This window comes from Ramlibacter sp. PS3R-8 (genome assembly GCF_037572435.1).
Taxonomy (GTDB): domain Bacteria; phylum Pseudomonadota; class Gammaproteobacteria; order Burkholderiales; family Burkholderiaceae_C; genus Ramlibacter.
Genome location: NZ_JBBHGT010000005.1, coordinates 279,832 through 306,625, shown reverse-complemented (window position 1 = coordinate 306,625; position 26,794 = coordinate 279,832). Strand labels below are relative to the sequence as shown.

23 protein-coding genes are annotated in these 26,794 nt (G+C 67.0%); 14 read left to right on the top strand and 9 right to left on the bottom strand.

Annotated features, from left to right (window positions below):
- Window positions 1-22: 22 nt before the first annotated feature.
- The 3 genes from WG902_RS18265 to WG902_RS18255 all read right to left on the bottom strand — a co-directional run bounded on the left by WG902_RS18265 (window position 23) and on the right by WG902_RS18255 (window position 4,751).
- Window positions 23-1,510, bottom strand: a complete 1,488-nt coding sequence (locus WG902_RS18265) for a hypothetical protein (protein ID WP_340061595.1) — start codon at window positions 1,508-1,510, stop codon at window positions 23-25.
- A 1,263-nt stretch (window positions 1,511-2,773) separates the two neighbouring features.
- Window positions 2,774-3,256 (bottom strand): hypothetical protein, encoded by a 483-nt coding sequence (locus WG902_RS18260; protein WP_340061594.1) that lies wholly within the window; start codon window positions 3,254-3,256, stop codon window positions 2,774-2,776.
- Between the two features lie 109 nt (window positions 3,257-3,365).
- Complete coding sequence (locus tag WG902_RS18255) at window positions 3,366-4,751, bottom strand: Gfo/Idh/MocA family oxidoreductase (protein WP_340061593.1); 1,386 nt, start codon at window positions 4,749-4,751, stop codon at window positions 3,366-3,368.
- A gap of 30 nt (window positions 4,752-4,781) precedes the next feature.
- On the opposite strand from WG902_RS18255, the gene WG902_RS18250 reads away from it, so the two are divergent.
- From WG902_RS18250 to WG902_RS18215, 8 genes are all read left to right on the top strand, one after another.
- Window positions 4,782-5,576 carry a GntR family transcriptional regulator gene (locus tag WG902_RS18250; protein ID WP_340061592.1) on the top strand — a complete coding sequence of 265 codons (795 nt, stop codon included), beginning with the start codon at window positions 4,782-4,784 and terminating at the stop codon, window positions 5,574-5,576.
- 109 nt (window positions 5,577-5,685) lie between these two features.
- Window positions 5,686-6,690 carry a TRAP transporter substrate-binding protein gene (locus tag WG902_RS18245; RefSeq protein WP_340061590.1) on the top strand — a complete coding sequence of 335 codons (1,005 nt, stop codon included), beginning with the start codon at window positions 5,686-5,688 and terminating at the stop codon, window positions 6,688-6,690.
- Between the two features lie 15 nt (window positions 6,691-6,705).
- Entirely contained in the window at window positions 6,706-8,004 is a 1,299-nt protein-coding gene (locus WG902_RS18240; protein WP_340061588.1) for a TRAP transporter large permease, read from the top strand.
- A complete protein-coding gene (locus WG902_RS18235) occupies window positions 8,001-8,507 on the top strand; it encodes a TRAP transporter small permease (protein WP_340061586.1) in 507 nt (168 codons plus the stop codon). The genes WG902_RS18240 and WG902_RS18235 overlap by 4 nt, the downstream gene beginning before the upstream one ends.
- Before the next feature lie 16 nt (window positions 8,508-8,523).
- Window positions 8,524-9,291: an SDR family NAD(P)-dependent oxidoreductase gene (locus WG902_RS18230; protein ID WP_340061585.1), complete on the top strand. Its 768-nt coding sequence runs from the start codon at window positions 8,524-8,526 to the stop codon at window positions 9,289-9,291.
- Entirely contained in the window at window positions 9,288-10,211 is a 924-nt protein-coding gene (locus WG902_RS18225) for an amidohydrolase family protein (RefSeq protein WP_340061583.1), read from the top strand. Before WG902_RS18230 ends, WG902_RS18225 begins: the two co-directional genes overlap by 4 nt.
- A gap of 7 nt (window positions 10,212-10,218) precedes the next feature.
- Window positions 10,219-11,088, top strand: coding sequence for a TauD/TfdA dioxygenase family protein (locus WG902_RS18220; RefSeq protein ID WP_340061581.1), 870 nt, complete (start codon window positions 10,219-10,221; stop codon window positions 11,086-11,088).
- Between the two features lie 12 nt (window positions 11,089-11,100).
- A complete protein-coding gene (locus WG902_RS18215) occupies window positions 11,101-11,583 on the top strand; it encodes a DUF456 domain-containing protein (RefSeq protein ID WP_340061580.1) in 483 nt (160 codons plus the stop codon).
- Between the two features lie 18 nt (window positions 11,584-11,601).
- Here the strand turns inward: WG902_RS18215 and WG902_RS18210 are convergent, their stop codons facing one another.
- Window positions 11,602-13,998 carry a hybrid sensor histidine kinase/response regulator gene (locus tag WG902_RS18210; protein WP_340061578.1) on the bottom strand — a complete coding sequence of 799 codons (2,397 nt, stop codon included), beginning with the start codon at window positions 13,996-13,998 and terminating at the stop codon, window positions 11,602-11,604.
- Between the two features lie 221 nt (window positions 13,999-14,219).
- Here WG902_RS18210 and WG902_RS18205 point away from each other — a divergent pair, with 221 nt between their 5' ends.
- From WG902_RS18205 to WG902_RS18185, 5 genes are all read left to right on the top strand, one after another.
- Window positions 14,220-15,215, top strand: coding sequence for a thiamine pyrophosphate-dependent dehydrogenase E1 component subunit alpha (locus tag WG902_RS18205; protein ID WP_340061627.1), 996 nt, complete (start codon window positions 14,220-14,222; stop codon window positions 15,213-15,215).
- Window positions 15,206-16,162 carry an alpha-ketoacid dehydrogenase subunit beta gene (locus tag WG902_RS18200; protein ID WP_340061577.1) on the top strand — a complete coding sequence of 319 codons (957 nt, stop codon included), beginning with the start codon at window positions 15,206-15,208 and terminating at the stop codon, window positions 16,160-16,162. Before WG902_RS18205 ends, WG902_RS18200 begins: the two co-directional genes overlap by 10 nt.
- Before the next feature lie 2 nt (window positions 16,163-16,164).
- Complete coding sequence (locus WG902_RS18195) at window positions 16,165-16,686, top strand: TRAP transporter small permease (protein ID WP_340061575.1); 522 nt, start codon at window positions 16,165-16,167, stop codon at window positions 16,684-16,686.
- A complete protein-coding gene (locus tag WG902_RS18190) occupies window positions 16,683-17,981 on the top strand; it encodes a TRAP transporter large permease (protein WP_340061574.1) in 1,299 nt (432 codons plus the stop codon). The genes WG902_RS18195 and WG902_RS18190 overlap by 4 nt, the downstream gene beginning before the upstream one ends.
- Window positions 17,982-18,055: 74 nt before the next feature.
- Window positions 18,056-19,090 carry a DctP family TRAP transporter solute-binding subunit gene (locus WG902_RS18185; protein ID WP_340061572.1) on the top strand — a complete coding sequence of 345 codons (1,035 nt, stop codon included), beginning with the start codon at window positions 18,056-18,058 and terminating at the stop codon, window positions 19,088-19,090.
- A 42-nt stretch (window positions 19,091-19,132) separates the two neighbouring features.
- Here the strand turns inward: WG902_RS18185 and WG902_RS18180 are convergent, their stop codons facing one another.
- Together WG902_RS18180 and WG902_RS18175 are read right to left on the bottom strand one after the other, a co-directional pair.
- On the bottom strand, window positions 19,133-19,525 hold the full coding sequence (locus tag WG902_RS18180) for a sensor histidine kinase (RefSeq protein WP_340061571.1): 393 nt from the start codon (window positions 19,523-19,525) through the stop codon (window positions 19,133-19,135).
- Window positions 19,468-20,418, bottom strand: coding sequence for a sensor histidine kinase (locus WG902_RS18175; protein ID WP_340061570.1), 951 nt, complete (start codon window positions 20,416-20,418; stop codon window positions 19,468-19,470). Before WG902_RS18175 ends, WG902_RS18180 begins: the two co-directional genes overlap by 58 nt.
- A 224-nt stretch (window positions 20,419-20,642) precedes the next feature.
- Here WG902_RS18175 and WG902_RS18170 point away from each other — a divergent pair, with 224 nt between their 5' ends.
- Window positions 20,643-21,506, top strand: a complete 864-nt coding sequence (locus WG902_RS18170; RefSeq protein ID WP_340061569.1) for an alpha/beta hydrolase — start codon at window positions 20,643-20,645, stop codon at window positions 21,504-21,506.
- A 2-nt stretch (window positions 21,507-21,508) separates the two neighbouring features.
- Here the strand turns inward: WG902_RS18170 and WG902_RS18165 are convergent, their stop codons facing one another.
- From WG902_RS18165 to imuA, 3 genes are read right to left on the bottom strand one after another with little or no spacing between them, the layout of a single operon-like run.
- Window positions 21,509-24,688: an error-prone DNA polymerase gene (locus WG902_RS18165; RefSeq protein WP_340061568.1), complete on the bottom strand. Its 3,180-nt coding sequence runs from the start codon at window positions 24,686-24,688 to the stop codon at window positions 21,509-21,511.
- 9 nt (window positions 24,689-24,697) lie between these two features.
- Window positions 24,698-25,978: a Y-family DNA polymerase gene (locus tag WG902_RS18160; protein WP_340061566.1), complete on the bottom strand. Its 1,281-nt coding sequence runs from the start codon at window positions 25,976-25,978 to the stop codon at window positions 24,698-24,700.
- Window positions 25,944-26,684: a translesion DNA synthesis-associated protein ImuA gene (gene imuA, locus WG902_RS18155; RefSeq protein ID WP_340061625.1), complete on the bottom strand. Its 741-nt coding sequence runs from the start codon at window positions 26,682-26,684 to the stop codon at window positions 25,944-25,946. Before imuA ends, WG902_RS18160 begins: the two co-directional genes overlap by 35 nt.
- Window positions 26,685-26,794 lie beyond the last annotated feature (110 nt).

Below are 26,794 nucleotides of genomic sequence, written 5' to 3'. Positions count from 1 at the left end.
GCACCTGATGCTAGCGACGCTGTCACTTAAGAAGCAGGACACCTGGTTGAAGCACTGGTCCGGGACTAAGAGTCCACGTTTGACCATCGGCTGATACGGGCGCTCCTGCACTCGAAACGCTGGACCAATAGTATTGCCTCGCGCCTGCCATTGGATGTTGAAAAGCCAGAACTACCCAGTACTTCACACCCGGTTCCAACACAATTCCCTCCTCACTCAAGAAGGCGACGGGATCGTTCCATGTGGTGCCTCCCGGAACCTCGATGGAGCCCGATTCAAACCCACACCACTCAAGAGACGATGCAATCTGCACACCTGGTTTCCCACCATCGTCAGTGTGAATGGACAACGTGCGTGCTGAACCTGGTACTGCCATCATTGCAAAGCGAACCGATGTTCGGCGATCGAGTTCAACGGGAACCGCAAAGTACTGCTGCGTGATGAGTCCCGACGTTCCTGGTCTATAACGCCCGGCTAAGACCTGCGGGATGTCTGCGCTGAGCGTCCACGTGGAAGTAGAAGTCCCAATCTGCAAGGTGCCCGAAAAGGATCCACCAAAGGCGCCGGCAGGAGCTTCTAGGGCAAAGGTGTCGCCGTTTACGGCGGTGCTGTACATGAAAGGATACCCGACCCATTCCGGTGCGACTTCCACAGGGACGCCATTCTTGACCAGCCTCACCCAGCCACTGGTGGCAACGGGCACAACTTCACCGTCAGGTATCCCGTGCACAATGACTACGTTTGATCTATAAAGCTGTCCCGGTACCGCGTCGAAATGATCGATTAGGTGAAACTCATCGACCGGCAACAATCTCCGCGGCAGAAGACCGGAACTGTCCTTGTCTACCCATTCCTCAAACTTCGGCGCTCGGACGATTAGCCCTTTGCTAGCGTAATAGGCTTCAACGTTGCTGCGCACCGCAACAATGTCAAGCTGGCGGGCCGCAATCTTTCGCGCCGCTATCAGCGAGGAGTTAGTGATCCTGCCGTCTTCGGCGAGTTGCTGCCCGATGGATGAGAGCAGGTACGACAACTCTGATGCCTGCGAAGAAGCTCCTGCGGCCGCAGTCGTTGCCATCTGAGCAAGTATTGAAGATGCAGCAAGCAACGCGGAGTCTTGGTCAGCCGAACCATCGATCTGCATAGAGGCAAGCGATTCGAAGTTTTTCATCTTCGAAGGGTCCATGCCAAATGCCAGAAGCACCTCGCGAGCGGACTGGTCGAACGCTGCCTCGTAAGTTCGTCCCAGTAGGATCAGCTTCTTCAGCCTTGGAGCTTGGAGAGTTGTGAGGACATTGACCGTCGGTCTGGGGGCCACAGAAGTGTCTGCGATCGCGGTGAGGGTTATCGGTGCGGTGGATAGTTTGCCTGTGAGCTCATCCAGGTAGTACCCGGTAGCAACTAGCTCTAAGAGGTCAGAAGAAATTCCACCGGTCACTTCGAAGCGCCCGAGGTCGTCAGAGGTTTGAGTCAGAAATACTTTGCCCGTAGGATCCAGCTCGGTATTCAACTCCGAGATCCATACCCTTGACCCAAAGATCAGAGGACCCTTCTGCACTTGACCGCGCAATGAGGTTGCGGGCGAAGTGTCTTCGCCGCCAGTGCTACCGCCACCTCCGCAACCGGCAATGAGTGCGCAGAGCAAAGCGCGTGCGAGCCATCTGATCATCTCGGTCTCCAGCGTGCGAACAAGCAAATGCGAGCACACAGTTTACGGCTATAGATGAGCTTGGGTGCGTTTGTTTGCTGCTATTTCGGGCTATGCGCGCGCACGTTGGATCAGTCGGTGGCGTTCACAGGCTAGTGATTTCGCGCCACCATCCGAACTAGAATCGCCTCAATCTGGAGATTTGAACCGGTCGTTCCACAGTGGCGTGTGGACGCTAGTAGCAAAAGCTCGCCTCTGCCGTCTTGCTGAACGTTCGGGGTTGAGACGCGCGCCTCTTAAGATTGCCTGCGCGCCAACCACTCACCCAACCACGACCCTGATCTCTCTTAGATTAGGGTGTGGCGTCGGTGACGCGCAGGACGCTGCGGTGTAGCCGTGACCATGAAATGCAGTGGGACGACTCTTGGGCGAGGTTGATCGGTCGCGATGATCGGGAAGTACGTGGGAAGTGCTACTTGGCCAACGTGGTGTCGATCGTGACGAGAATCGTGGTCAACACGTTGAACACCAGCAACGTGTGCGAACGATCTTCACGATGATTTGATTGTTGATCAACCCTTTGCGGGTTCATCGACGTACCTGGCCGCGGAATCGAGTTCCACGTACCTCCGGAGAGTGATACCCCAACGCCGTCGCCGTCGTTGTGAAGGAGGATTTCGGGTGAAATCCTCCTGTGAGCACGTTGTGAAGCTGACATCAGTGAGTCGCTCGGAGCCAGGGGGTAGTTGTTTGCACTCTGCTCCCATATCTGACATTTACCCCGGCGTACCTCCGGGTTAAACGTCATGGCGAGCCAACGGTCTCAGGACAAATGTTCGGGTGTGGGACCCGAACAACAGTGAACCGTGTGATCAGAAGAGGAAAGACATTCGGCTCGGACAGTGGCAGGACCTGAGCTTTCTAAGCAGAGGGTGCCAACTGCCGGCGGAATGTCTGAAGGAAGCGCGGAAACGGTGCGGGTTACAGGCGAGGACCCGAAACTTGGGAAGCTCAGGTCCTGCCATTGAACGACGCCCGCGGTTCAGGGCGGGATTCTATGTCGTTTTGCAGCCAGGCTTGGCCTGGGGACCGAGGCCCGTTGAACGGGTCCCGGTCCGCTGCGGCTTAGCGACCGTCCTTGTCCGAGTCGCCCGGAATGGCACGCTCGGTGGCGTTCTTCACGCGCTCCCACGCATCACGCGCGGCGGGACGGGCGTTGTCCCATTCCAGCGAAGACTGGCCGCGGGTGCTGCCCCAGTTCTTCTGCAGTTCCGGCTCGACTTCTTCGAAGGACCGGTCCGGGTTGCGCGACCACGAATCGGCGCCGGCGCGGTACGCCGGGCTGTAGTGGTCATAGTCCAGGTCCTTGCGCGCATAGGGACGGGTCTTGTAGTTGTCGCGCCAGTACTTGTCCTCGAGTTCCGGGTCCGCGGACTTGCGTGCCATCACCGCTCCGGCGACCGCGCCCACGGCTGCACCGACAGCGGCGCCCACCGGTCCCGTCATCCCGCCGACCATCGCGCCGGCCGCAGCACCACCCGCAACACCACCGGCGGCCGCACCGGCCACGGCGCCCACGCCGGTCTTCTTGTCTTTTTCTTCGTTCATGTCTGATCCTTTCGGTTGCTGAGACCTCCACCGTAGTCACCTGCGATTCAACCTCGACTAGGAAGGGCTCGCGGGACCGTGTCGGACGCATCAAACACAGCCATGGACCTCAATTGCGTGGGAAGAACCGCGCGTCCTGCGCCTGGCGCAGCTTCAACAGCACCGACTCCGCTCCCACATCCACGTCACCGCACCGCAGGGGCTCTCCTTTTTTCACGTGCCGGCGAATGCGCCCGCCCGCGGCCAGGTAGTACGGAATGGCCGCGTTTTCGCCCAGCGGCGAGCCAGGCTGCAGCGCGTGGTCGAGCCCGTCGATCTCGTGCCGAACGCCGATGCTCAGCACCTCGCCTGGCTCCAGGTCGCGCGCCGCCGTCGCCACCAGGTCGACCCGCGGCTTCACCTCCACGCCGCCGGTGGAGCAGCCGAGTTGCACCGCCGACAGCATCGACACGGCCGCCTCTGCGCCCAGCAGGTGGACCGGGTTGTGCAGCAGGACGTAGCGCCCATCCGGCGACGAGGGCATTCCTTTTGCCGCGAACAGGCGCCCGGTGGCTTCATCGGGCGTCTGCGCCACGACGAACACCCCGCCGGCGAAGCTCAGTTCATCCGGACGGCGCAGGCAGTTGAACATGTCCACGCGGCCCGTCCCGGCGAGCAAGCCGCCTTCGCTGCGCGGTCGGAACAATGCGGGCAGTTCGATGGTCCGCGCGATGGGGGCGTGCAGCGTGGGGGAGTCCGGGATCAGCCCGGTGTGATTGGCCACGATGCCCATCTCGCACAGGTCGGGCACCGTCGTCCGTGCGAATCCCACACGATGGCGTGCGGCGAGCCCGGCGGCGTCGGCGCGGACGAAGGCATCGGCGTAGCCTGGTGCGGCCTCCGATCGTCCCCATGCCGAAACGGTGCCCGCCGCGGCATCCCACACGAAGTCGGACTCGCTGGACTTGCCGGCGCACACCACGGGCAGGCCCAGCATGCGGGCCCAACCCACCAGCCCGATCAGCAAGCTGGGCTGGTCGCCGTCCACCGGCGAATGCACGACGCCCTTCTCCGCGGCCCGGTGTGCGAGTTCCGCGCCCACCACGATCTCCGCCTCCTTCGTCGCGATCACCACGTGCTTGCCGGCTTCGATGGCCGCCAAGGCGGTGCTGGCTGCGGCCTCCGGATCGCCCGTCGCTTCGAGCACGGCATCCACCCGTAACTGGAGCAGCAGCTGGGTGGAGTCCACCAGTGCGATGGCGCCGGCAGCGATGGCCGCATGCGCCTGCTCCAGCGAGGTGCAGGTGCGTATGGATTCGGGGGCATGGCCGGCCGCTGAGGCAGCGGCGCGGGCACGCGCGAGGTCGCGGTCGCAGACTGCGACCACCTTCAGCCCGCGCATGCGGGCCGCCTGTGCGATGAAGGTGGCGCCGAACTCACCGGCGCCAACCAGGCCGACGGGCAGTTCGGCCCCCGGCGCACGTTCGAAGTGACGAAAGACTTGCTGGAGGTTCATAATGAATTCTTGCATACAAGTTTCTGAACCGTGAAGAGCTCGCGAACCCGGCCCCTGCCTGCGCCTGCCCCCGCGCCGGCGAAAAAGCGCGCCGCGCGCAAGCCGGCCGCGGCGGCCAAGCCACGGCGGACATCGCCACCCGCCGCGCCAGCCGCGCGTGGCCCGCGCAAGGGAGACCTCAACGGCAATGCGGTCACGGCGCTGCGCGACCTGATCGTCAGCGGTGGGCTCGCTCCCGGCCAGCGGCTGAACGAGCGCGAGTTGTGCGAACAGCTCGCCGTCTCGCGCACGCCGGTGCGCGAGGCGCTGAAGGTGCTCACGCAGGAGGGTTTGCTGCAGGCGCTGCCGAACCGGTCGCCCACCGTCGCCCCGCTCGACGCCCGCGAGACCGCGGCGCTGGTGGAAGTGGTGGCCGCTATCGAATCGCTAGCAGGTGAGCTCGCCGCGCAAAAGGTTTCGGACGCGCAGGTGGCGGAACTCGGGATCCTGCACTACACCATGCTCGCGCACCAGGCGCGCAAGGAACTCGGCGCGTACTTCAACGCCAACAAGGCGTTCCACCGGCGCATCGTCGAGTACGCGGACAACCCGGTGCTGCTGTGGATCTGGGACTTGCTGTCGCTGCGGGTGGACCGCGCGCGGTACGCGTCCAACCAGTGGCCCGAGCGCTGGCAGGAAGCGACGGGCGAGCATTCGAAGCTGCTGGAACTTTTTTCTGCACGCGACGCATCGGGCGTCGCACAGGCCATGCGCGCGCATGTGCGCAAGGGCCTTTCCGTGGTGGTGGCATCCCTGCCCCAGCCGCCCGACAGCCCTGCAAAGTAAGGCATTCGGGCTCGGGTGTTGCTCGCTTGACGCCGGAAATTCTTGTATGCATGATGAATTCGCACCCCCCGCCGGGTCGCGTGCCCCACACAAAGACAGGAGACAAGCCATGCAGACCCCGCTCAGCCGCCGCACCGTCCTCAAGGCGGGTGCCGCCACCGCAGTGGCCTCGGCCGGCCTGACCGCGCGCGCCGCGGTCGAACTGAAGCTCACCCATCCCGCGGACCTGGTGCACCCGGTGCACCTCGAGGCCGAGAAGATGGTCAAGAAGGTCTTCGACCGCACCGCCGGCGCGGTGAAGATCACGATCTTCCCGAACAACGCGCTCGGCTCGCCGGTGGAAACGGCGCAGCAAACCCGCCTGGGCGCCATCGACATGATCCTGATGAATCCCGCCAACATCGAGTCGATCTCGAAGTCGGTCGGCGTCATCAACATCCCGTACCAGTTCGACAACTACGAGCATGCCTATCGCACGCTGGACACGACCGGGCGCGACTGGTTGACGCAGCAGCTCGCCACCGCCGGCTTCACGTGGGTGGCCAACTTCGAATGGGGCTTCCGCGCCCTGTCGAACAGCCGCAAGCCGGTGAACGTGCCGGACGACGTGCGCGGCATGAAGATCCGCGTGCCGCCCGAGCTGGCGATCAAGTCCGCTTTCGAGGCGCTCGGCGCCAACACGCAGACCGTGGCCTTCCAGGAGGTCTACCTGGCGCTTGCCAACAAGACGGTCGACGGCCAGGACAACCCGATCGGCACCACCTTCGCGGCCAAGTTCTTCGAGGTGCAGTCGCACATCGCGCTGACGCGGCACATCTATGCCTGCATCATGCTGGCGGCCAATCCGCGGGCCTGGACCGGCAAGCTCGATGGCGCCCAGCGCCGCATCATCACCGAAGAGGCGGTCATTGCCGGCGCGGCCGCACGCAAGGGCGTGCGCGAACGCGAGGAGGAATTCCTGGCGCAGATGCAGAAGGCCGGCGTGGCCATCACGCGCCCCGACGTGGCGCCGTTCCGCGCGAAGATGGGCCCCGCCTACGACGTGCTGCGCAAGAGCCTGGGCGACGACACCTGGAACGCCTGGACGAAGATGGTGGCCGCCGCACGCACCTGACGCCGTCCCGCGCCGATGCTCACCGCAGGAATCCTTCTCGCCGTCTGTCTCACCATTCTCGCGGGCATCCCGATAGCGGGAGGCCTCGCGCTGGTCGCGGCCGGCACCATGCTGCTCACCACGGGTCCCGACCTGATGGTGATCTTCGTGCAGCGCGCCTACGCCGCCACCACGTCGTTCCCGCTGCTGGCCATCCCCTTCTTCATCCTGGCCGGCAACCTGATGAACGTGGGCGGCACCACCGAACGCATCTTCGCCGTGGCCAACCTGCTGGTCGGCCGCATCCGCGGCGGCCTCGCGCACGTCAACGTGATCGGCAGCATGATCTTCGCCGGCATGTCCGGTTCGGCGGTCGCCGACGCGGCCGGCCTGGGCGTGATCGAGATCCGCGCGATGATCAAGGAAGGCTACACGCCGCGCTATTCCGCCACCATCAGCGCGGTGTCGGCCACCATCGGCCCGATCATCCCGCCGAGCATTCCCTTCGTGATCTTCGGCAGCATGGCCAACGTGTCGGTGGGCGCGTTGTTCCTGGCCGGCGTGGTGCCGGGGCTCTTGATGGGCCTGGGCCTGATGGCGGCGATCGCCGTCGAAGCCGTGCGCCTCAACCTGCCGCGGTCCGCCGGCTGGCCCGGCCTGTCGCCGGCGATGCGCACCATCCTGAATGCCGCGCCGGCGCTGGCGCTGCCGCCCGCCATCCTGATCGTCATCTTCACCGGCGTGGCCACGCCCACGGAAGCTGCCGTGGTGGCCGCGGCCTTCGCCTTCGTGCTCGGACGCTTCTTCTACCGCGAGCTGAAGATGGCCGACTTCTGGGCGACCCTCTGGGACACCGGCCGCCAGACCGCGCAGGTGATGCTGATCATCGCCATGGCCGCGCCCTTCAGCTGGGTGCTGATCCAGCAGCAGGTTCCCAACGCCATCCTGAAGTCCCTGATGACGCTGTCCAACGATGCATGGGTCATCCTGCTGCTGGTCAACGTTGTGCTGCTGATCCTGGGCATGTTCCTGGAGGCGATCGCGATCCTGATCATCGCGTATCCGATCCTGGCGCCGGTGATGGCCGCCATCGGCGTGGACCCGGTCCACTTCGGCGTCATCATGGTGCTGAACCTGATGATCGGCCTGGTGACGCCGCCGGTGGGCCTGTGCCTGTATGTGGTGTCGGGCATCGCGAAGGTGCCGATCGCCGACGTGGTGCGCGAGCTCGCGCCGTACCTGGCCGCCCTGATCGTCGTGCTGATGATCGTCACGTACGTGCCGGCCGTGTCCACCTGGCTGCCGCACACCCTGGGCTATGGAGTGATCAAGTGAAGGCCCTGTTCCTGCGCCTGGATGCGGCCATCGCCACTGCCTGCCGCTGGGGTGTCAACGCCTGCATGCTGGGCCTCTTCGCGCTGCTGGCGCTGGGCATCATCCAGCGCGTGCTGCCCGTCTTCAAGGTGCCGGGCTACGATGAACTGGTGGAACTGCTGTTCATCTGGATGACTTTCCTGGGCGCGCTGGCGCTGTGGCGCGAAGGCACGCTGTACAAGGTCGACATGTTCGAGCGCACCCTGGGCCCCACCGGCCGCAGGGTGCTGGAGTCGCTGATCCACCTGAGCATGCTTTTCATCGCGGCCATCCTGGCCTGGTACGGCTGGGACTTCCTGCGCCAGTCCGGCGAGACCACGCCGTTCCTGCAGGTGGACAAGGCGTGGTGGTATGCGGCGATCCCGGTGTGCGGCACGCTCATGTGCGTCTATAGCCTGGTCGCCCTGTGGCACGCGGTGCGCGGCGAGATCGAGGCGCCGCGCGAGATCGCCACCCTCAGTTGAAGCAACCGGAACGATCATGACTGCCCAACGACTCGAAGGCCGCACGGCCATCATCACCGGCGGCGCCGGCGGCATCGGCGCGGCCACCGGCCAGCTGTTCTGCGAGCACGGCGCGCGCGTCGCGCTGGTGGACCTGCCGGGCTCGCCCCTGGCCGAAGTGGCCGCGGAGATCCGCCACCAGGTTCCCGGCGCACAGGTCCTCGAGATTCACGCGGACGTCGGTGTGGAACAGTCGGCGGCCACCATCGTGCGGCAGGTGCTGGAGCGGTTCGGCGCCCTCGACGTGCTGGTCAACCTGGCCGGCATCCGGTCCTACGAGCCGCTGGCCGAAGCGAAGGCCGAGACCTGGGACCGCATCCTGAAGGCCAACCTCCTGAGCTACGCGTACCTGGTGCGCGAGGCGCTCCCCGCGCTGCGCAGCAGCGGCCGCGGCTCCATCGTCAACGTCTCGTCCACGCACGCAGTGAACCCGCGCAAGGGCATGGGGCAGTACGACGTGACCAAGGCCGGCATCCTGTCGATGACGCGCACCCTCGCCTTCGAGGAGGCGCCGCACAAGGTGCGCGTCAACGCCGTGTGCCCCGGCCTCACGCTGACCCCGTTCCACGTCAAGCGCCTGGGCCGCACCAAGGAAGACCTGCTGGCCGAGAAGTCCGCGTACAACCTGCAGGAGCGCTGGGCCGATTCGCGTGAAGTGGCGTACCCGATCCTGTGGCTGGCGTCGGACGAGGCTTCGTTCATCACCGCGTCGACCCTCATGGTCGACGGAGGGCAGCACGTGTGACCACCGGCGTGACGCTGGTCGATGCGCACCACCACCTGTGGGACCTGTCGGCCAACTACTACCCATGGCTGTCCGACCGGCCGGAGACGCATTTCTTCATGGGCGACTACACGCCGCTGAAGCGCAACTACCTCCCCGCGGACTACCGGCGCGACGCCGCCGGCCACACGGTGCTGGCCACCGTGCATTGCGAAGCGGAGTGGGACCGCCAGGACCAGGTGGGTGAAACGCGCTGGCTGGCCAGCATGCACGAGCGGGAAGGCCTGCCCACGGCAATCGTCGCGCATGCGTGGTTCCATACGCCGGAGGCGGAGGAAGTGCTGGCCCGCCAGGCCGCCTTCCCGTTGGTGCGCGGCATCCGCTCGAAGCCGGTCACCTCGCTGGCGCCGGACCGCATGACGCCCGGGGCGCCCGGCACCATGCAGGACCCGCGCTGGCTCGAGGGGTTCGCGCGGCTGGAGCGCCACAAGCTCTCGTGGGACCTGCGCGTGCCTTACTGGCACCTGTACGAGGCCGCCGAAGTCGCCCGCGCATTCCCGCGCACGCCCATCGTGCTGAACCACACCGGCTTTCCATGGGATCGCAGCCCGCAAGGGCTGGCCGCGTGGCAGCAGGCCATGGAGGCCATCGCCCGCGAGCCGAACGTGCACCTGAAGGTTTCGGAGTTCGGCCTCAAGGACCAGCCCTGGGATTACGCATCCAACCGGGAGATCGTCCTGCGTGCGATCGGGATCTTCGGCATCGGGCGGTGCATGTTCGCCAGCAACTTCCCCGTCGCCGGGCTGCGCGTTTCCTACGACACGCTCGTGCGGTCGGTGGCGCGGATGCTGGAAGGCTTTTCGGAAGCCGACCGCCACCGCTTCTTCGTCACCAACGCGGCGGGGTTCTACCGGCTCGCCTTGCCGGCGCGCGTCCCATAATGCTGGAATGACCGGCAGGCTTTCCTTCCGTCCGCTCGCTCCCTTCGGCATCGAGGCGTCCGGCGTGGACCTGTCGCAGCCGCTGGCCGATGACGCCTGCGCCGAGCTGCTGCGCGCGTTCTACGCGCACCACGTGCTGGCCATCCGGGCGCAGGACATCAGCGCAGCGCAGTTCCTCGCGTTCGCGCGCCGGATCGGGCCGCCGCAGCCCCACGTGATCGACCAGTTCCATCATCCCGAGGATCCCAACATCCTGGTGCTGTCCAATGTCCGCAATAATGGGCAGCCGACCGGCTTGCGCGACGCCGGCTCGTATTTCCACACCGACTATTCCTATCTCGCCGTGCCGGCGCGGGCCACCACGCTGTATTCGCGCGTGGTGCCGCGCGTGGGCGGCGACACCCTCTTTGCCGACCAGGTCGCGGCTTACGACGACCTGCCGGCCGCGATGAAGCGGCGCATCGAACCGCTGCTGGCCATCCACCACTACGGCAATCGCCACGACCTGGACGAGGCCAGCCGCACCGCCGCCTCGCCGCTGAACAGCGAGCAGAAGGCGAAGATGCCGGTCATCACGCACCGCATCGCGCGCCCGCACCCGGTGACCGGCCGCAAGGCGCTGTATGCCGTGTCGGGCAGCTCGTTCGGCATCGTGGGCATGCCGGAAGACGAGGCACGCGACCTGCTGGACGAACTCGCCGCGCACGCCACGCAGTCCCGCTACCAGCTGCGCTTTCGCTACGGGGTGGGAGACATCGTGGTCTGGGACAACGCGGCGCTGCTGCATTCGGCCACCCTCACGGACTCGGACGATGCCCGCACCTTGTGGCGCGTCACCGTGCTGGAGGACGGGCAACCAGGCGCCGTCCTGAACTAGCACGAGCCCACCTTGAACGACACCCTGCTCTGGATCCTGAGCATCGCGCTCATCGTCGCCGGTTTCGCCGGCATCGTGCTGCCGGCCTTGCCGGGCACGCTGCTGGTGTTCGGCGGGATCGTGCTCGGGGCCTGGATCGACGACTTCACGCGCGTCGGCTGGTTCGCGCTTGGTGCGATCGCAGTGCTAGCCGTGCTCGCCTGGTTGATGGACTACATCGCCGCGATGCTGGGCGCCAAGCGGGCGGGCGCCAGCCGCCTGGCGATCGTCGGGGCGGCCGTCGGCACCGTCGCCGGCATCTTCATGGGCCTGGTGGGCGTGCTGTTCATGCCGCTCGTGGGCGCGGCGGTCGGTGAATACATGGCGCGCCGCCAGCATGGCCAGGCGGTTCGCGTCGGCATCGCCACCTGGCTCGGCCTGATGGCCGGGATGCTGGCCAAGTTCGTGCTGGCGTTCATGATGGTGGGCATCTTCTGCGTGGCGCTGGTGGTGTGAGGCCCTGGGCGCAGTTCCTCAAGCCGGCAGGCTGGCCAGCCACTCCGTCAGGGCGTGGCGGGTCTCCCGCGCCGAGACCGCCAGCGACTCCCGGAAGCCGTCGACGTCTGCCCCGCTGTCGCAAGCCTCTTCCAGCAGTCCGGCAAGTGCGCTGACGCGCGCCAGGCCGCCCATCCCCGCCGATCCCTTCAGGCGGTGCGCGGCGGCCGCTATCGTCGCGGTGTCCCGGGTCGAGGCGATCTCGTCCGTCATCCGTTGCACCGTCTGCATGACGTCCTGCATCAACTGTACGAAATTCAGCTCGCTGCCCAGGTCCCGCAGCGAGGCAAGCTGCCGGTGCTCCAGCAGCGGCAGGTCGCCGGGGGCCACCGCAGCCTGCGCCTCCTCTTCGTCCTCGTCCTGCGTCCGGGCGCGGCGACCCGCCGATGCGTGGCGCGCGATGGCGGCTGCCAGCCGGTCCCACTCGATCGGCTTCATGAGGCATTCGTCCATGCCGGCCTCGAGGTAGCGCGCCTGCTCCTGGCTCATCACGTTGGCCGTGAGGCCGATGATCGGAATGCGGCCCACCTCGCTGGCCAGCGCGCGGATCCGCCGGGTCGCCTCGACGCCATCCATGACCGGCATCTGCACGTCCATCAGCACCATGTCGAAGGCATCGCGCTGCACGGCGGCGAGCGCCGCAGCGCCGTCATGGGCGAACACGACGTGGTGGCCGCGCGCGCCCAGGGCACGCAGCAGGATGTCGCGGTTGACCTGCACGTCCTCGGCAACCAGGATGCGCTGCGGCGGCACCGAGGCCAGGGCGCCGGTGCTCGCCGCGCTGCGAATGTCCGGATCGCCGGGCTCCAGGGGCACGTCGAGCGTGAACACGCTGCCGTGCCCGGGGCGGCTCTCCACGATGATCCGCCCGCCCATTGCCTCTGCGAGCCGGCGGCTGATCGCCAGGCCCAGGCCGCTGCCGCCGTACTCGCGCGCCGTGCTGCGGTCCGCCTGCGAGAACGGGGCGAACAGCATGTCCAGCTTGTCATGGGGGATGCCGATGCCGGTGTCGCTCACTGCGAACCGATACCGCACGCGGCCCGAGGCGTCGGCCTCGCCCGCGACGTCCAGGCTCACGCTGCCCTGTACGGTGAACTTCACCGCATTGCCGGCGAGGTTGAGCAGGATCTGCCGCAGGCGCGTGGGGTCTCCCCGCACCACCTGCGGCGAGCCGGGGGACCAGCGCGCATCGAAGGCCAGGCCTTTCTCCAGCGCCATCGGATTGATCAGGGACCGCACCTGCTCGATCATCTCGGGCATGCGGAAGTCGATCGACTCGAGCGTCAGCTTCCCCGTCTCGATGCGGGAGAAATCGAGGATGTCGTTGATCACGTTCACCAGGTGCCGGCCCGACGAGCGCATGGCGTCCACGTAGCGCCGCTGTTCGTCGGTCAGTTCCTCCGCGGCCAGCAGGTCCGCCATGCCGAGCACGCCCGTCATCGGCGTGCGGATCTCGTGGCTCATGGCCGCCAGGAACTCGGCGCGTGCGTCGCTCTTGCGGCGCAGCTGCCCCCACAGCTTGTCCTGCTCCGCCAGCAGCACCGCGAACGGCAAGCTGCACAACACGGTGGCGCCCAGGTACAGCTGCAGCACCTGCACCCGGGCCGGCATGCCGGAGCCGGCGTCCAGGATGTGGAACAGCGCGCCGACGTCACGCGCCGCGAACCAGCCACCGCTGATGGCCAGGATGGCCATCAGCGTGGTCGCGCCCGCCAGCCGGTACAGCCAGGTGCACAGCACCAGCAGCGGGAACGACAGCAGCAGCAGAGCCGGATACAGCTCCTGGCGCAGCGCCGCCACGCAGGCCACCGCGATCAGCAGGATGCCCGCGGTGCGGCGCTCCCGCAACCTTGCCAGCGTCCCGTTGCGCTGCGCCGGGTCCGTCCAGCCCAGGAGCAGCGGAGTGAGCGTCACATAGGCCAACGTCGACGCGAGGTACCAGGTCGCCCACTGCGCACCGAAGGCCATGCTGGAGCCGGTCTGGAGGGCTGCCGCCGCGGCCGCGCCGCTGGCGATGGGCACTGCGCCGGCGGCCAGCAACAGCCGCGGCAACTGCTGGCGGCCGTACCAGGGGCTGCTCAGTCCCTGCCGTCCATGGAGGATGGCTGCCACCGCCAGCACCTCCAGCGCATTGCAGGCGCCCACCAGCCACGGTTGCGGCGCGTGCGCCAGCTCGCGCGCGGCACCGGCAGCCAGCCACAGCATCGGCACGAGCACCCGCCAGTGGCGGCGCGGCTCGACCAGCAGCAGGAAGACCGCCAGCGCATTGGCTCCGCGCAATGCGGGGTTGTCGCCGTACAAGGTGGTGGGGATCGCCTGCAGCGCGAAGTAAATCGCGGCAAACGCAATCCAGCGCAGGATGTCCTTCGGGTTCACGCGTTGGGGCCGGCTCCTGGTACTGGCGGACGATGGGGTGACGGGCGAGCATAACGTGCCCCGGCAGCCCCCTCGCGCGGGCGCGCTCGACGCCTGGCCTGCCGCCGGTGAAGTCAGACCGCGATCAGCTTTCCCCGCAGAAACCCTAGGAGGCCGCTCTCTACAATCCCGGTAGATCCAAGAAACACACTGGGGACCACGTGAGCATCACAGCCCACGCCATGCTGGGCCTGTACCGCACGATGGTGCGCATCCGCGCCTTCGAGAACGCCGCGGAGATCGCCAGCCAGGGCGGCGTCAGCGCGTACGGCAAGTCGGCCGAAGGAAACGCCAAGGTGCGCGGGCCGCTGCACCTGTCCACCGGGCAGGAAGCGGTGCCGGCCGGCGTCTGCGCGCACCTGCGGGCCGCCGACTACCTCACGTCCACGCACCGCGGCCACGGCCACACGCTGGCCAAGGGTGCCGACCTCGAACGCATGATGTGCGAGTTGTTCGGCAAGGCCACCGGTTTCAACGGCGGCAAGGGCGGCTCCATGCACATCGCCGACTTCTCGGTCGGCATGCTCGGCGCCAATGGTGTCGTCGCCGCCGGCCTGCCCATCGCCATCGGCGCGGCGCACGCGCAAAAGCTGCAGAAACGCGATGCGATCACGGCGTGCTTCTTCGGCGACGGGGCCATCAATCGTGGCCCCTTCCTCGAAGCGCTGAACTGGGCGCAGGTGTACGGCCTGCCCGTGCTGTTCGTGTGCGAGGACAACCGCTGGAGCGCCACCACCGCCAGCGCACCGATGATCGCCGGCGAAGGCGCATCGGCCCGTGCCGCCAGCTTCGGCATCCGCTCCCTGCAGGTCGACGGCAACGACATCGCGGCGGTGCACGACGCCGCCGCCTTGCTGGTGGGCGAGGTGCGCTCCGGCGCAGGCCCGCGCCTGCTGCATGCCCTGACCTATCGGGTGAAAGGCCACGTCTCGGTCGATCCCGCCGCGTACCGCGACCCCGCCGAACTGCAAGCCGCGCTGAAGACCGACCCGATCGCGCGCGCGCGGCAGCAGTACCTCCTGCTGCCAGGTGCGAATGCGCAGGAGCTGGAGACGATCGAACGCGAAGCGGAGCAGGAAGTCGCGGCGGCCGTCGCTGCCGCCAACGCCGCACCCTGGCCGCAGGCGCAAGCCGCCTTCGAGGACGTGCAGACCACGGGAGCCGGCCAATGGCGGTGATGACGTATGCGGAGGCGGCGGCGCTGGCCGTCGCCCACGAGATGGAGGGCGACGCCAACGTCGTCGTGCTGGGAGAGGACGTCGGCCGCGGCGGCATCTTCGGCCAGTACAAGGGACTGCAGGGCCGCTTCGGCGCCGACCGCGTGATCGACACGCCGATCAGCGAAGCCGCCATCCTGGGCGCGGGCGTCGGCATGGCGCTGGCGGGGCTGCGGCCGGTGGTCGAGATGCGCGTGGTCGACTTCGCGCTGTGCGCGATGGACGAGATCGCCAACCAGGCCGCCAAGAACCGCTTCATGTTCGGCGGCCAGGGACGGGTGCCGATGGTGATGCGCATGCCGATCGGCATCTGGGACGCGTCCGCGGCACAGCATTCGCAGTCGTTCGAAAGCTGGTTCGCGCACCTGCCCGGCGTGGTGGTGGTGTGCCCGGCCACGCCGCAGGACAACTACTCCTTGCTGCGCGCAGCGCTGGCCAGCGGCGACCCGGTGGTCTACATGGAACACAAGACGCTGTGGGGCGTGAGCGGCGAGGTCGACCCCACCGCGCCCGCCAAGCTCGGCGAGGCGCGCGTGGTGCGCCCGGGCCGCGACCTCACCATCGTCAGCTGGAGCAAGCAGGTGCAGGCCTGCGAGCAGGCCTGCGACGAACTCGCGCAGCAAGGCATTGCCGCCGAACTGGTCGACCTGCGCAGCATCTGGCCCTGGGACCGCGCCACCGTGCTCGGCTCGTGCGCGCGCACCCGCCACCTGCTGGTGGTGCACGAGGCCGTGCAGGTCGCGGGCTTCGGCGCCGAGATCGCCGCCACCGTGGCCGAGACGGTGGGTTGCAAGGTCCGCCGTCTCGGCGCGCCGCGCATCCCGGTGGGCTACGCGCCGGTGCTGGAAGCGCAGTCGCGCGTGACGGCATCCGACATCGCCGCCGCCGCGCGCGGTCTCCTGGCCTGACCATGGCGCTGCCTGAACTGCCTGAAGAACTACCCGGGGAGGCCGAGGTCCACCCCGACGAGGTCACGCGCGTGCCGCTGGCCATCGAGGACTGGCTGACCGTGATCGTGATGGCGCTGCTGGCGCTGATCACCTTCGCCAACGTGCTGGTGCGCTATTTCACCAGCCAGTCCTTCGCCTGGACGGAGGAGCTCTCGATCTTCCTGATGATCGTGCTGGCGCTGGTGGCCGGCTCCGCCGCCGTGGCGCGCAACCGGCAGATCCGCATCGAATACTTCGCCGACAACGGGCCGGAGTGGCGGCAGCGCGCGCTGGCCCGCTTCGGCTCGCTGATGGTGTTCCTGCTGTTCGTGATCATCGCGGTGCTGAGCACGCGCGTGGTCTACGACGACATCAAGTTCGGCGAGACCTCGCCCGGCATCGGCGTGCCGATCTGGTGGTACACGATCTGGATGCCGGTGATGTCGGTGGCCATCGCCGGGCGTGCGCTGGGGCTGTTCATCCGTCGCGGACGGCGCTCATGATCGCCACGCTGCTGTTCGTCGCCTTCATCGCCATGCTGATGCTGGGCGTGCCCATCGGCGCGGCGCTGGGGCTGGCGGGCGCGGTGTGCATTGCCCTTGCCAATGCCGGCACGCAATGGTTCGGACTGCTCGCCGTGCCGCAGAACTTCTACGCCGGCCTGGCCAAGTACCCGCTGCTCGCGGTGCCGATGTTCGTGCTGGTCGGCTCGATCTTCGACCGCTCGGGGGTCGCGTTGCGGCTGGTGAACTTCGCCGTGGCCATCGTCGGGCGCGGGCCCGGCATGCTGCCGCTGGTGGCCATCGCCGTTGCGATGTTCCTCGGCGGCATCTCGGGCTCGGGTCCCGCGAACGCAGCGGCGGTCGGCGCGGTGATGATCGCCGCGATGAGCCGGGCGGGTTACCCGCCGTCCTACTCGGCCAGCGTGGTCGGTGCAGCGGCGGCCACCGACATCCTGATCCCGCCCTCCATCGCCTTCATCGTCTATTCGGTGATGGTGCCCGGCGCCTCGGTGCCGGCGCTGTTCGCCGCCGGCATGATCCCGGGCGTGCTGGCCGGCTTCGCGCTGATGGTGCCGGCCGTGTGGATGGCGCGGCACCACAAGATGGGGCAGCTCGAGGCCAGCTTGCCGCGCCCGCCGTTCTGGCGCAGCCTGCGCGACGCACTGTGGGGGCTGGCGGCGCCGGTGCTGATCCTGGGCGGCATGCGGGCCGGCTGGTTCACGCCCACCGAGGCTGCGGTGGTGGCGGTGTTCTACGGCCTGTTCGTCGGCATGGTGGTGCACCGGACGATCAAGGTGCGCGACCTGTTCGTCATCCTGCGCGAGTCCGGCGAGCTGTCGGCGGTGATCCTGCTGGTGGTGTCGCTGGCCGGCATCTTTGCCTATTCGCTGTCCACGCTGGGCGTGATCGATCCGGTCACGCGCGCCATCGTCAACTCGGGACTCGGCGAGTACGGCGTCCTGGCGCTGCTGATCCTGCTACTGGTCACCGTCGGCATGTTCCTCGACGGCGTGTCGATCTTCCTCATCTTCGTGCCGCTGCTGCTGCCCATCGTCAATCACTACAAATGGGACCCGGTGTGGTTCGGCGTGATCCTCACGCTGAAAGTGGCGCTGGGCCAGTTCACCCCGCCGCTGGCCGTGAACCTGATGGTCTCGTGCCGCATCGCCAAGGTGCCGATGGAGTCCACCATCCGCTGGGTCGGATGGATGCTGCTGTCGATGGCGCTGGTGATGGTGGCGGTCATCGCGTTCCCGCAGCTGGCGTTGTGGCTGCCGAAGACACTGGGGTATTGATGCCGGGGTGCGCTGCGCGCAACCCGGCCTGCGGTTTCGTTCCGTCCGTTCCGTTCGTTCACAAGGAGACATCCATGAAATTCCGTCGCACCCTTCTCGGCCTGGCCATGGCGGCCACCGCCCTCGCCTTCACCCACACGGCCATCGCGCAGTCGAACTACAAGGCCGAATACAAGATGTCGCTGGTGCTGGGGCCGCCGACGCCGTGGGGCATGGCCGGCCAGGTCTGGGCCGACCTCGTGAAGGAACGCACCCAAGGCCGCATCAACATCAAGCTGTATCCCGGCGTCTCGCTGGTGCAGGGCGACCAGACGCGCGAGTTCAGCGCGCTGCGCCAGGGCGTGATCGACATGGCGGTGGGCTCCACCATCAACTGGTCGCCGCAGGTCAAGGAACTCAACCTGTTCTCCCTGCCCTTCCTGATGCCCGATTACGCGGCCGTCGACTCGCTGACGCAAGGCGAAGTCGGCAAGCGCATCTTCGCCACCATCGACCGCGCCGGCGCGGTGCCGCTGGCCTGGGGCGAGAACGGCTTTCGCGAGCTGACCAACAGCAAGAAGGCGATCAAGTCGCCGGACGACCTGAAGGGCATGAAGATCCGCGTGGTGGGCTCGCCGCTGTTCTCCGACACCTTCAACGCACTGGGCGCCAACCCCACGCAAATGAGCTGGGCCGATGCGCAGCCCGCATTGTCCAGCGGCGCGGTGGACGGCCAGGAGAACCCGATGTTCCTGTTCACGGTGCTGAAGATGCACACCGTGGGCCAGAAGTTCGTGACGACCTGGGGCTACGTGGCCGACCCGCTGGTCTTCGTCGTCAACAAGGACGTGTGGGCGTCGTGGACGCCAGCCGACCAGGCCGCCGTGCGTCAGGCCGCCATCGACGCCGGCAAGCAGGAGATCGCCCTGGCGCGCAAAGGCCTGGTGGAAGCCGACAAGCCGCTGCTGAAGGACGTGGCCGGCATGGGCGTGACCGTCACGACGCTGTCGCCCGCCGAACGGGAGGCGTTCGTGAAGGCGACGCGTCCCGTGTATGACAAGTGGAAGGCGACCATCGGCGCCGACCTGGTGACCCAGGCCGAGAAGGACATCGCGGCGCGCAAGAAGTAAACGGGTTCCGCTCCGGCGAAGAGGCCTCCCGCGGGAGGCCTTTTACGTGGCCGGCGCGCAGAGCGGCAGCGTCACCGTGAAGCGGCTGCCGCGCCCCAGGCCTTCGCTCGCCGCGGAGATGGTGCCGCCGTGCTCCTGCACCAGGCGCTGCGCGAGGCTCAGGCCCACGCCCAGCCCCGGAGGCTGGCCGTCCTTGCCGTTCGCTCCCTGCACGAACAGGCCGAAGACGTGGGGCAGCAGGTCGGGGGCGATGCCGAAGCCCTGGTCGTCCACCTCCACCACGGCCTGCGCCTGCGCGCGGCGCACGCGCACGAGGATGCGTCCCTGCGCCGCGCTGTAGCGCGCCGCGTTGTGCATCACATTGGAGAACACCTGCTTCAGGCGCGTGGCGTCCGCGTCCACCCACAGCGGCTCCCCGAACAGCGTGAGGTCCACCTGGTGTTTCTGGCGGCCATGGCTGCGCCCGTCATCTCGAGCGCCTGGCTCACCAGCTCGTTCATGTCGGTGGGCCGCTTGTCCAGCACCACCTTGCCCTGGCTCACGCGGGACGCGTCCATCAGGTCGTTGACCAGCTGGTTGAGCTGCTTCGCCTGGCGCGCGATCACGGCCAGGTGCTTCACCAGCTCGGGCTGCTGCAGCTCGGGCTTCAGGTTCAGGATGTGCAGTGACATCTGCAACGTGCCGAGCGGATTGCGCAGCTCGTGGGCCAATGTGGCGACGAACTGGTTCTTGCGCTCGTCGGCCATCTCCAGCTCCGATTGCCGGTCCCTCAAGGCCTGCAGCGCCTGCACCATGTCGCGCTGCTGCTGTTCGTACTCCTCCTGCACGGACTGCGGCTTGCGCCCGGCCAGCTGCGCCGCCAGCGCTGCCACCCCCGCGGGTTGCAGGCGGGCCTGTCCCCCTGCGCGCGCCATCTCGATGACCACGACGGTACCGCCTGCGGGCGGCTGCCGCACCTCGAACCGGTCGGCCAGCCGCTTGCAGCTGGCCAGGCCGCGGCCGACGATCCCGGCTGCGTTGACACGGCCATCGAGGGCCGAAGACAAGTCGGAGATGCCGGGGCCGCGGTCCGCGACTTCGGCAACGACATACTGCGCCGCTCCGGGGAAGTCTCCGAGGTCGATGTGGAAGCTGACCGTCCCTTCGCCCGCGTACTGCACCGCGTTGCGGGCCACCTCGGACACGGCGGTCACGAACCGGGTCCCGTCCATCTTGTCCAGGCCGCACAGGGTGCCGACGGCGCGTGCGCGGTCGCGGATGATCACCAGGTTATGGCGCGTGATCGCCGCGGTCAGGATGCAGATCCTCGCCGTATTTACCGTCAACATTGGTTCCAAGGCCCAGGAGCCGCCGGTGACGAACAATCGCTGGGCGAATGCGGGGCAGTATGCGCGCTTTCGCACACGGGAGCGCCCCCTTCGACAAAAGACTCCGCCGCGCTGAGCTACGAAGCCGCTACGTCCTTGTACCACGACATCGCAGGCGTGCCCTCCTACTTGCAGCTGGGGTGCGGACCCGCGTGGCTGGGCGGCTGCGCTGTTAGGCTGGAAGTGTGACTTTCAAGCAGACCCTCCCCAAGAGACGGCACCTGATCGCGCTGGGCACGCTGGCCCTGGCCGGCTGCAGCGCAACCGGCGCGCTGAACGTGCTGGTGCCGCGCGGCACGTACCGGGCCGAGGGAGGCATCGCGTACGGCAACGATCCGAGGCAGAGGCTGGACGTGTACACACCGCTGGAGCCGCGACCGGATGCGCCGGTCGCCGTGTTTTTCTACGGCGGCGCCTGGACGCGCGGCGACCGCGCGTCCTATCGCTTTGTCGGTGAGGCGCTGGCCAGCGCCGGCATCGTCGCCGTGGTCGCCGACTACCGCCTGAGCCCGGAGGTGCGCTGGTCCGCGATCCTGGAGGACTGCTCGGACGCGGTGAACTGGGTCTTCCGCAATGCGCAGCGGCTGGGCGCCTCACCCGAGCGCATCCACCTGATCGGGCACAGCGCGGGAGGGTACAACGCGGCGATGCTGGCCCTGGACCCTCGCTGGCTGGCGAGGCACGGCTTGCAACCGAGGCAGCTGGCCGGCTGGATCGGCATTGCCGGCCCCTACAACTTCCTGCCGATCGTGGACCCGGATTCGCAGCGCGCCTTCGACTGGCCCGCCACGCCGGACAACAGCCAGCCCATCGCGCATGTGACGGCGCAGGCGCCACGCACGTTGCTGCTGGCGGCACGCGAGGACACCGTGGTGAACGCGCAGCGCAACAGCGTGGAGCTCGCGCAGCGCCTGCGAGGCGCCGGCGTCGACGTGACGCTGGAGGTGCTGGACGGCGTGAACCACGTGACGATCATCGGCGCGATGGCGTCGCCCCTGCGCGGGTTGGCGCCGGTCAGGGATTCGGTGACGCGCTTCATCCTGGCGTGAACTCAGTGGAAGTCGCGGCTGCTACCCAACTGACCCAGCCTGCCCAGTAACGGGGTCAGGTCCTCCAACTTCTCCGCGATGAGGTGGCGCACCTGGCCACCGCTTTCGACGTCGCGTTGCCAGACACCGCGCACCGCCATCAGTTTCGAATGAAGCAGAGCGTCGCGCTGGTCCTCGCGCACATGCTTCCACACGATCACGTTCACCGGTCCGGTCTCGTCCTCCAGCGTGACGAAGATGGTGCCCTTGGCGGTCTGCGGTTGCTGCCTCACGGTCACGATGCCGCAGGCGCCCACGCGGCGGTTGTGCGGCAGGTCGTGCAACTCGCTGGCGCTGAGCAGCTTCATCTTCGCGAGCCTGGGTCGCAACAAGGCCACCGGATGGCGGCGCAAGGTGAAACCGGTGGATGCGTAATCGAAGAAGATTTCCTCGCCTTCGTGCGCTGCGGGAAGCAGCAAAGGCTGCTCGTTGATCGGCGCCTGCCGCAACATGCCCGGTGCCTTCTGCTGCGCGGATGCTTCCCACACTTGCTGGCGACGATGCCCGGCGAGGGATCGAAGAGCATCTGCAGATGCGAGGGCCTTGAGGTCCTTGAGATCGAGTTGGGCTCGCAACGCCAGGTCTTCGACGTTCGTGAAACCGCTTTCATTTCGTGCTTCCACGATGCGGCGGCCACCCGCTTCGGAGAGCCCGTTGACCAACCTGAGTCCAAGACGCACCGATAAATTGGGGTCAGATTCCAATTTCGAATCGAAATTGGAATCTGACCCCAATTTATCTGACCCCAATTGATCCAAGGTGGCGTCCCAGTCGGAAAAGCACACATCCGCCGGCAACACCTTCACGCCATGCCGCTGCGCATCCTGGATCAATTGCGACGGCTGATAGAACCCCATGGGTTGGGAGTTCAGCATGGCGGCGAGGAAGCACGCGGGCTCATGGCACTTGAGCCAGCTCGAGTCGTACGCGAGCAGCGCGAAGCTGAAGGCATGGCTCTCCGGGAATCCGTATTCGCCGAAGCCCAGGATCTGCTTGAAGATCGCCTCGGCGAATTCGGCACGGTAGCCGTTGGCGATCATGCCGCCGATCAGGCGATCCTGGAACTTGTGCACGCCGCCGCTGCGCTTCCACGCGGCCATCGAGCGGCGCAACTGGTCGGCCTCGTCGGCCGAGAAGCCGGCGGCGATCATCGAGATCTGCATCACCTGCTCCTGGAAGATCGGGATGCCCAGCGTGCGCTCCAGCGCCGGCTTCAATGCCTCGCTCTCGTACGCGATGCCTTGACCGCGCCGCACCCTCTCCCGCGCCTTCAGGTAAGGGTGGACCATCCCGCCCTGGATCGGCCCCGGCCGCACGATCGCCACCTCGATCACGAGGTCGTAGAACTGCTGCGGCTTCAGCCGCGGCAGCATCGACATCTGCGCCCTGCTCTCGATCTGGAACACGCCCACCGTATCGGCGCGGCAGATCATGTCGAAGGTGGGCTGGTCCTTGTCGGGGATGTCGGTCAGGCCGAAGGGAACGCCGCGCTTCATGCTGACGAAGTCCAGGCAGCGCCGGATGGCGGTGAGCATGCCCAGCGCCAGCACGTCCACCTTCAGCAGCCCCATCTCGTCGAGATCGTCCTTGTCCCACTGGATCACCGAGCGGTCCTTCATCGCTGCGTTCTCCACCGGCACCAGCCGCGTGAGCTTGCCCTGCGTCAGAACGAAGCCGCCGACGTGCTGGCTCAGGTGCCGGGGAAATCCCATCAGCTCCTCCGACAATTCCATCCACAGCGCGAGCGACTTCGCCGGAACGCTGACATCCAGGTGCGTGGCCAGCTCACCGAGTTTCTGCACGCGCAACCCGCGTTCGTCGAACCAGAAGTGGTCCTTGGCGAAGGCATCCACCAGCTGCTCCGGGATGTCGAGGGCCTTGCCGACATCACGGATCGAACTGCGGGCCCGGTACGAGGCCACCACCGCTGCGATCGCCGACCGCTCGCGGCCGTACTTGCGATAGATGTACTGGATCACTTCCTCGCGCCGCTCGTGCTCGAAGTCGACGTCGATGTCCGGGGGCTCCTTGCGTTCGCGGCTGATGAAGCGCTCGAACAGCAGATGCGACCGCGCAGGATCCACCGCCGTGATCCCCAGGCAGAAGCACACCGCGGAATTGGCAGCCGAACCCCGCCCCTGGCACAGGATCTTCTGGGACCGCGCAAAGGCCACGATGTCGTGCACCGTCAGGAAGTACATCTCGTAGGCGCAGTCGGAGATCAGGTCCAGCTCGCGCACCAGCTGCTTGCGCACCCGCCATGGCACGCCCTGCGGATAGCGCGTGCGGGCGCCCTCGATGGTGAAGCGGCGCAGCGCCTGGCGCGGCGTCAGTCCAGCGGGCACGGTCTCCAGCGGGTACTGGTACTTGACCTCCTCCAGCGTGAAGCTGCAGCGGTCAGACACCTCCAGCGTGCGTTCCAGCCATTCGACGGGATAGGAAGAGGCCAGCCGCATGCGATGCCGCAGATGCCTCTCTGCATTGCCCTGCAGCTCGAAGCCGCATTCGTGCACCGGCCGGCCCAGGCGCACCGCCGTCATCACGTCCTGCAGCGGCTTGCGGGAGCGCGCATGCATGTGGACGTCGCCCGCCGCGACCACCGGCATGCCGGTGGCGTCGCTGGCCTGTTGCAATGCCTGCTGCCACAGTTCGTCGTCCCCTTGCAGCAGCAGTTCCGCTGCCAACCAGGCGCGGCTGCCGAACCTGTCCTGCGCCCACGTGATGCGTTCGCACAGTTCCTCCTGGCCCATGGTACGCGCCGGGCACACCAGGATCTCGCACTCCGCCAGCAGGGTGAAGTCGCTGGCTTCGCGGCTGCAAACGTACTTCCCCTTTTCAGCTTCGCGACACGCCAGGGTGATGAACTCGCACAGGTTGCCCCATCCCTGCACGTTCCTGGCCAGCGCCACCAGCCGGAATCCATCCAGGGCAAATTCAGCGCCCAGGATGAGCTTGAGCCCCACCTTCTTCGCTTCGCCATGCGCGCGCACCACGCCCGCGACCGAGCATTCGTCCGTGATCGCCAGAGCGGTGTACCCCAGTTCATGCGCGCGCTGCACCAGCTCCTGCGGATGGGATGCTCCCCGCTGGAAACTGAAGTTGGAGAGGCAATGCAGCTCCGCGTAATCGGGCAACCACGACATGGGGACCCTTCAGGCGTACACGCCATGCAGGAACCAGCGGGCACGGTCCTGTTCCTCGGCCAGCCTTTCCCGGTACACCCACAACAACCCTGAGGACTCACTGCGGGCAATGAAGTAGTCCCGCAACACCGGCTCGGCGCATTGCGGGTCCCACCACGCGGCCTCGATCCGGCGGGCGCGCGTCAGCAACTGCAGCGCCCCCTGGTAGAACGGCTTGTCGCCCTTCACCTGCAACCGCAGCGGCTCGCGCAGCAACCAGGGCGGATAGATCGCATCCCCCACCAGGTCCTTCACAGCGGCAGCCGCACCGGCACTGCGTGCAGGCACCCACTGCTGCATGCACTCGGGCCGGTGGTCCTGCAAGGGTTGGGGGAGCGTCACGTTGTGCTCCCCCAGTCGCACGCTCAGGCGTTCGATCAGCTGGTGCAGCTTCTCTCCCGGCTTGTTGTCCTCGGGCAGCAGGCTCGTGCTGGCGCCACCCCACGGCACCGTGTCCAGCGTGCGCAGCCGCAAGTGATTGGCCGGTGCGGACAACGAACTTCGTGCCAGTTGCTCCGAAGCCAGCCTGCGCAAGTGCTGCATGTCCTGAGAGGGCTGCGCGGTGCGCAGTTCCAGCTTCTCGGTGCGCGGCAGCACCTTGCCGTCCAGCCGCCGCAGGTCGAGCGTCCATTCCAGTTCGAGCGCCAGCACGCCGAGGTTGCGGGCCTGCAGCCATGCCTGCAAGCGGGTCAGCAGGTGCTGCGCGGCGAACATCAGGTCGGGTGCCGAGGTCGCCAGCGACACCAGCTCCACGTTCTGGTCGAAGGTGGAAGGCAGCGTGATCCAGGCAAAGCGTTCGGGCCGTTGCCCATAGGCGCAGTCCAGCGCCTGCAACAGCTCGGTGCCGAAGCGGCGTCCGATGCCCGCGCGCGGCAATGCACGCAGGTTGCCGAAGGTCGTGCAGCCGATGCGCTCCAGTGTCTGCAAGTGCGTGCGTGCTGCCGTCAATGTGGCAAGCGGAAGATCGTCGGGAAGTGCTTCCGGACACGCCTGCCCTTGCCTGCGCAGGCGCAGCAGCGACAAGGCCACCAGCGCAGTCGGCCCGGAAGCGCGCGACAGCAACTGCACCTGCCCAGGCGACACCAGGCGCTTGAGCAGATCGCGCCTGCCGCCGAACAGCTTTTCGGAAGCGCCCGCCTCCAGCAGGATCGCTTCGTCGACGAACGCGACCCGGGGCGTGAACTGCAAGGCTCGCCACCCCCAGGCCACGCGGTCGTCATCCGGCGAAACTTGGAGTGCGATCCAGTACATGCGATTCGCTCGATGGGAATTCGATCGACAGCGGCAGCTCGCGATGAGACTTGCGCGCGTTCAGCAGCGCCGCCAGCCGTCGCGGCCGGGCGTGCAGTTCCAGCGGCTGCAACAAGGGGGGGCCGCGGCGCTTGAGGATCTGAACCTCCATGCGCTCGATGCCGTCGACCTGCAAGCGCAGGCGCGCCGGCGTGGATTGCTCGCGGCAAATGAGAGGCCGAAAGACGAACAGCAACTTCTCGCCGGCCTGGGCGCACAACTGCAGCCGCCGCAGGTCTTCGCTGCGGGCCTGTGGGAGCCAGGCGAGCACGGCAGAAACGTCGGCGCAGCGCAAGGCCTGCTCCGCGGACCACAGCGTGGAAGACACCTTGTCGGCCTGCACGCAAAGTAACTGCTCGGGGATGATCCCTTGTGCCCGCAGAGAAGGGCCGAAGGGTTGATACGGAGCATTCACCAGCACCGCTGGCCCGGCGCCTTGCGCCATGCAAGATGACAATCCAGGCCCCACGAGTTGCCACACGTGGTGCTGCGCTTCCTGCTGCAGGACTTCGACCAGGTTGCCGACGGGCCAGCCTTTACCGGGAAGCTGCGCATCCAGCAGGTCGTGGCCGGTGGACAATGTCTTTTCCTGCGCCTGCGCAAGCTCCCGCCCGCGCCACACGTGCGGAAATTGCAGGGCTTGGGCGGAGGACGCGGAGGCAGTCATGGCAGCTTGGAATACTGTTTCTTTATACAGTAGTTTCCAGCCGACCGAAAGCGTCCCTTCCCCGTCCACCCACCGGGATCGTCTTTCCGATTAAAACTGCCGGTTTCCCC

Coding starts and splice junctions, on each gene's coding strand:
- WG902_RS18260 (WP_340061594.1), bottom strand. CDS start 3,256: ATGAACGAAGAAAAAGACAAGAAGACCGGCGTGGGCGCCGTGGCCGGT.
- WG902_RS18255 (WP_340061593.1), bottom strand. CDS start 4,751: ATGAACCTCCAGCAAGTCTTTCGTCACTTCGAACGTGCGCCGGGGGCC.
- WG902_RS18245 (WP_340061590.1), top strand. CDS start 5,686: ATGCAGACCCCGCTCAGCCGCCGCACCGTCCTCAAGGCGGGTGCCGCC.
- WG902_RS18240 (WP_340061588.1), top strand. CDS start 6,706: ATGCTCACCGCAGGAATCCTTCTCGCCGTCTGTCTCACCATTCTCGCG.
- WG902_RS18230 (WP_340061585.1), top strand. CDS start 8,524: ATGACTGCCCAACGACTCGAAGGCCGCACGGCCATCATCACCGGCGGC.
- WG902_RS18220 (WP_340061581.1), top strand. CDS start 10,219: ATGACCGGCAGGCTTTCCTTCCGTCCGCTCGCTCCCTTCGGCATCGAG.
- WG902_RS18205 (WP_340061627.1), top strand. CDS start 14,220: ATGCTGGGCCTGTACCGCACGATGGTGCGCATCCGCGCCTTCGAGAAC.
- WG902_RS18200 (WP_340061577.1), top strand. CDS start 15,206: ATGGCGGTGATGACGTATGCGGAGGCGGCGGCGCTGGCCGTCGCCCAC.
- WG902_RS18195 (WP_340061575.1), top strand. CDS start 16,165: ATGGCGCTGCCTGAACTGCCTGAAGAACTACCCGGGGAGGCCGAGGTC.
- WG902_RS18190 (WP_340061574.1), top strand. CDS start 16,683: ATGATCGCCACGCTGCTGTTCGTCGCCTTCATCGCCATGCTGATGCTG.
- WG902_RS18185 (WP_340061572.1), top strand. CDS start 18,056: ATGAAATTCCGTCGCACCCTTCTCGGCCTGGCCATGGCGGCCACCGCC.
- WG902_RS18175 (WP_340061570.1), bottom strand. CDS start 20,418: ATGTTGACGGTAAATACGGCGAGGATCTGCATCCTGACCGCGGCGATC.
- WG902_RS18165 (WP_340061568.1), bottom strand. CDS start 24,688: ATGTCGTGGTTGCCCGATTACGCGGAGCTGCATTGCCTCTCCAACTTC.
- WG902_RS18160 (WP_340061566.1), bottom strand. CDS start 25,978: ATGTACTGGATCGCACTCCAAGTTTCGCCGGATGACGACCGCGTGGCC.
- imuA (WP_340061625.1), bottom strand. CDS start 26,684: ATGACTGCCTCCGCGTCCTCCGCCCAAGCCCTGCAATTTCCGCACGTG.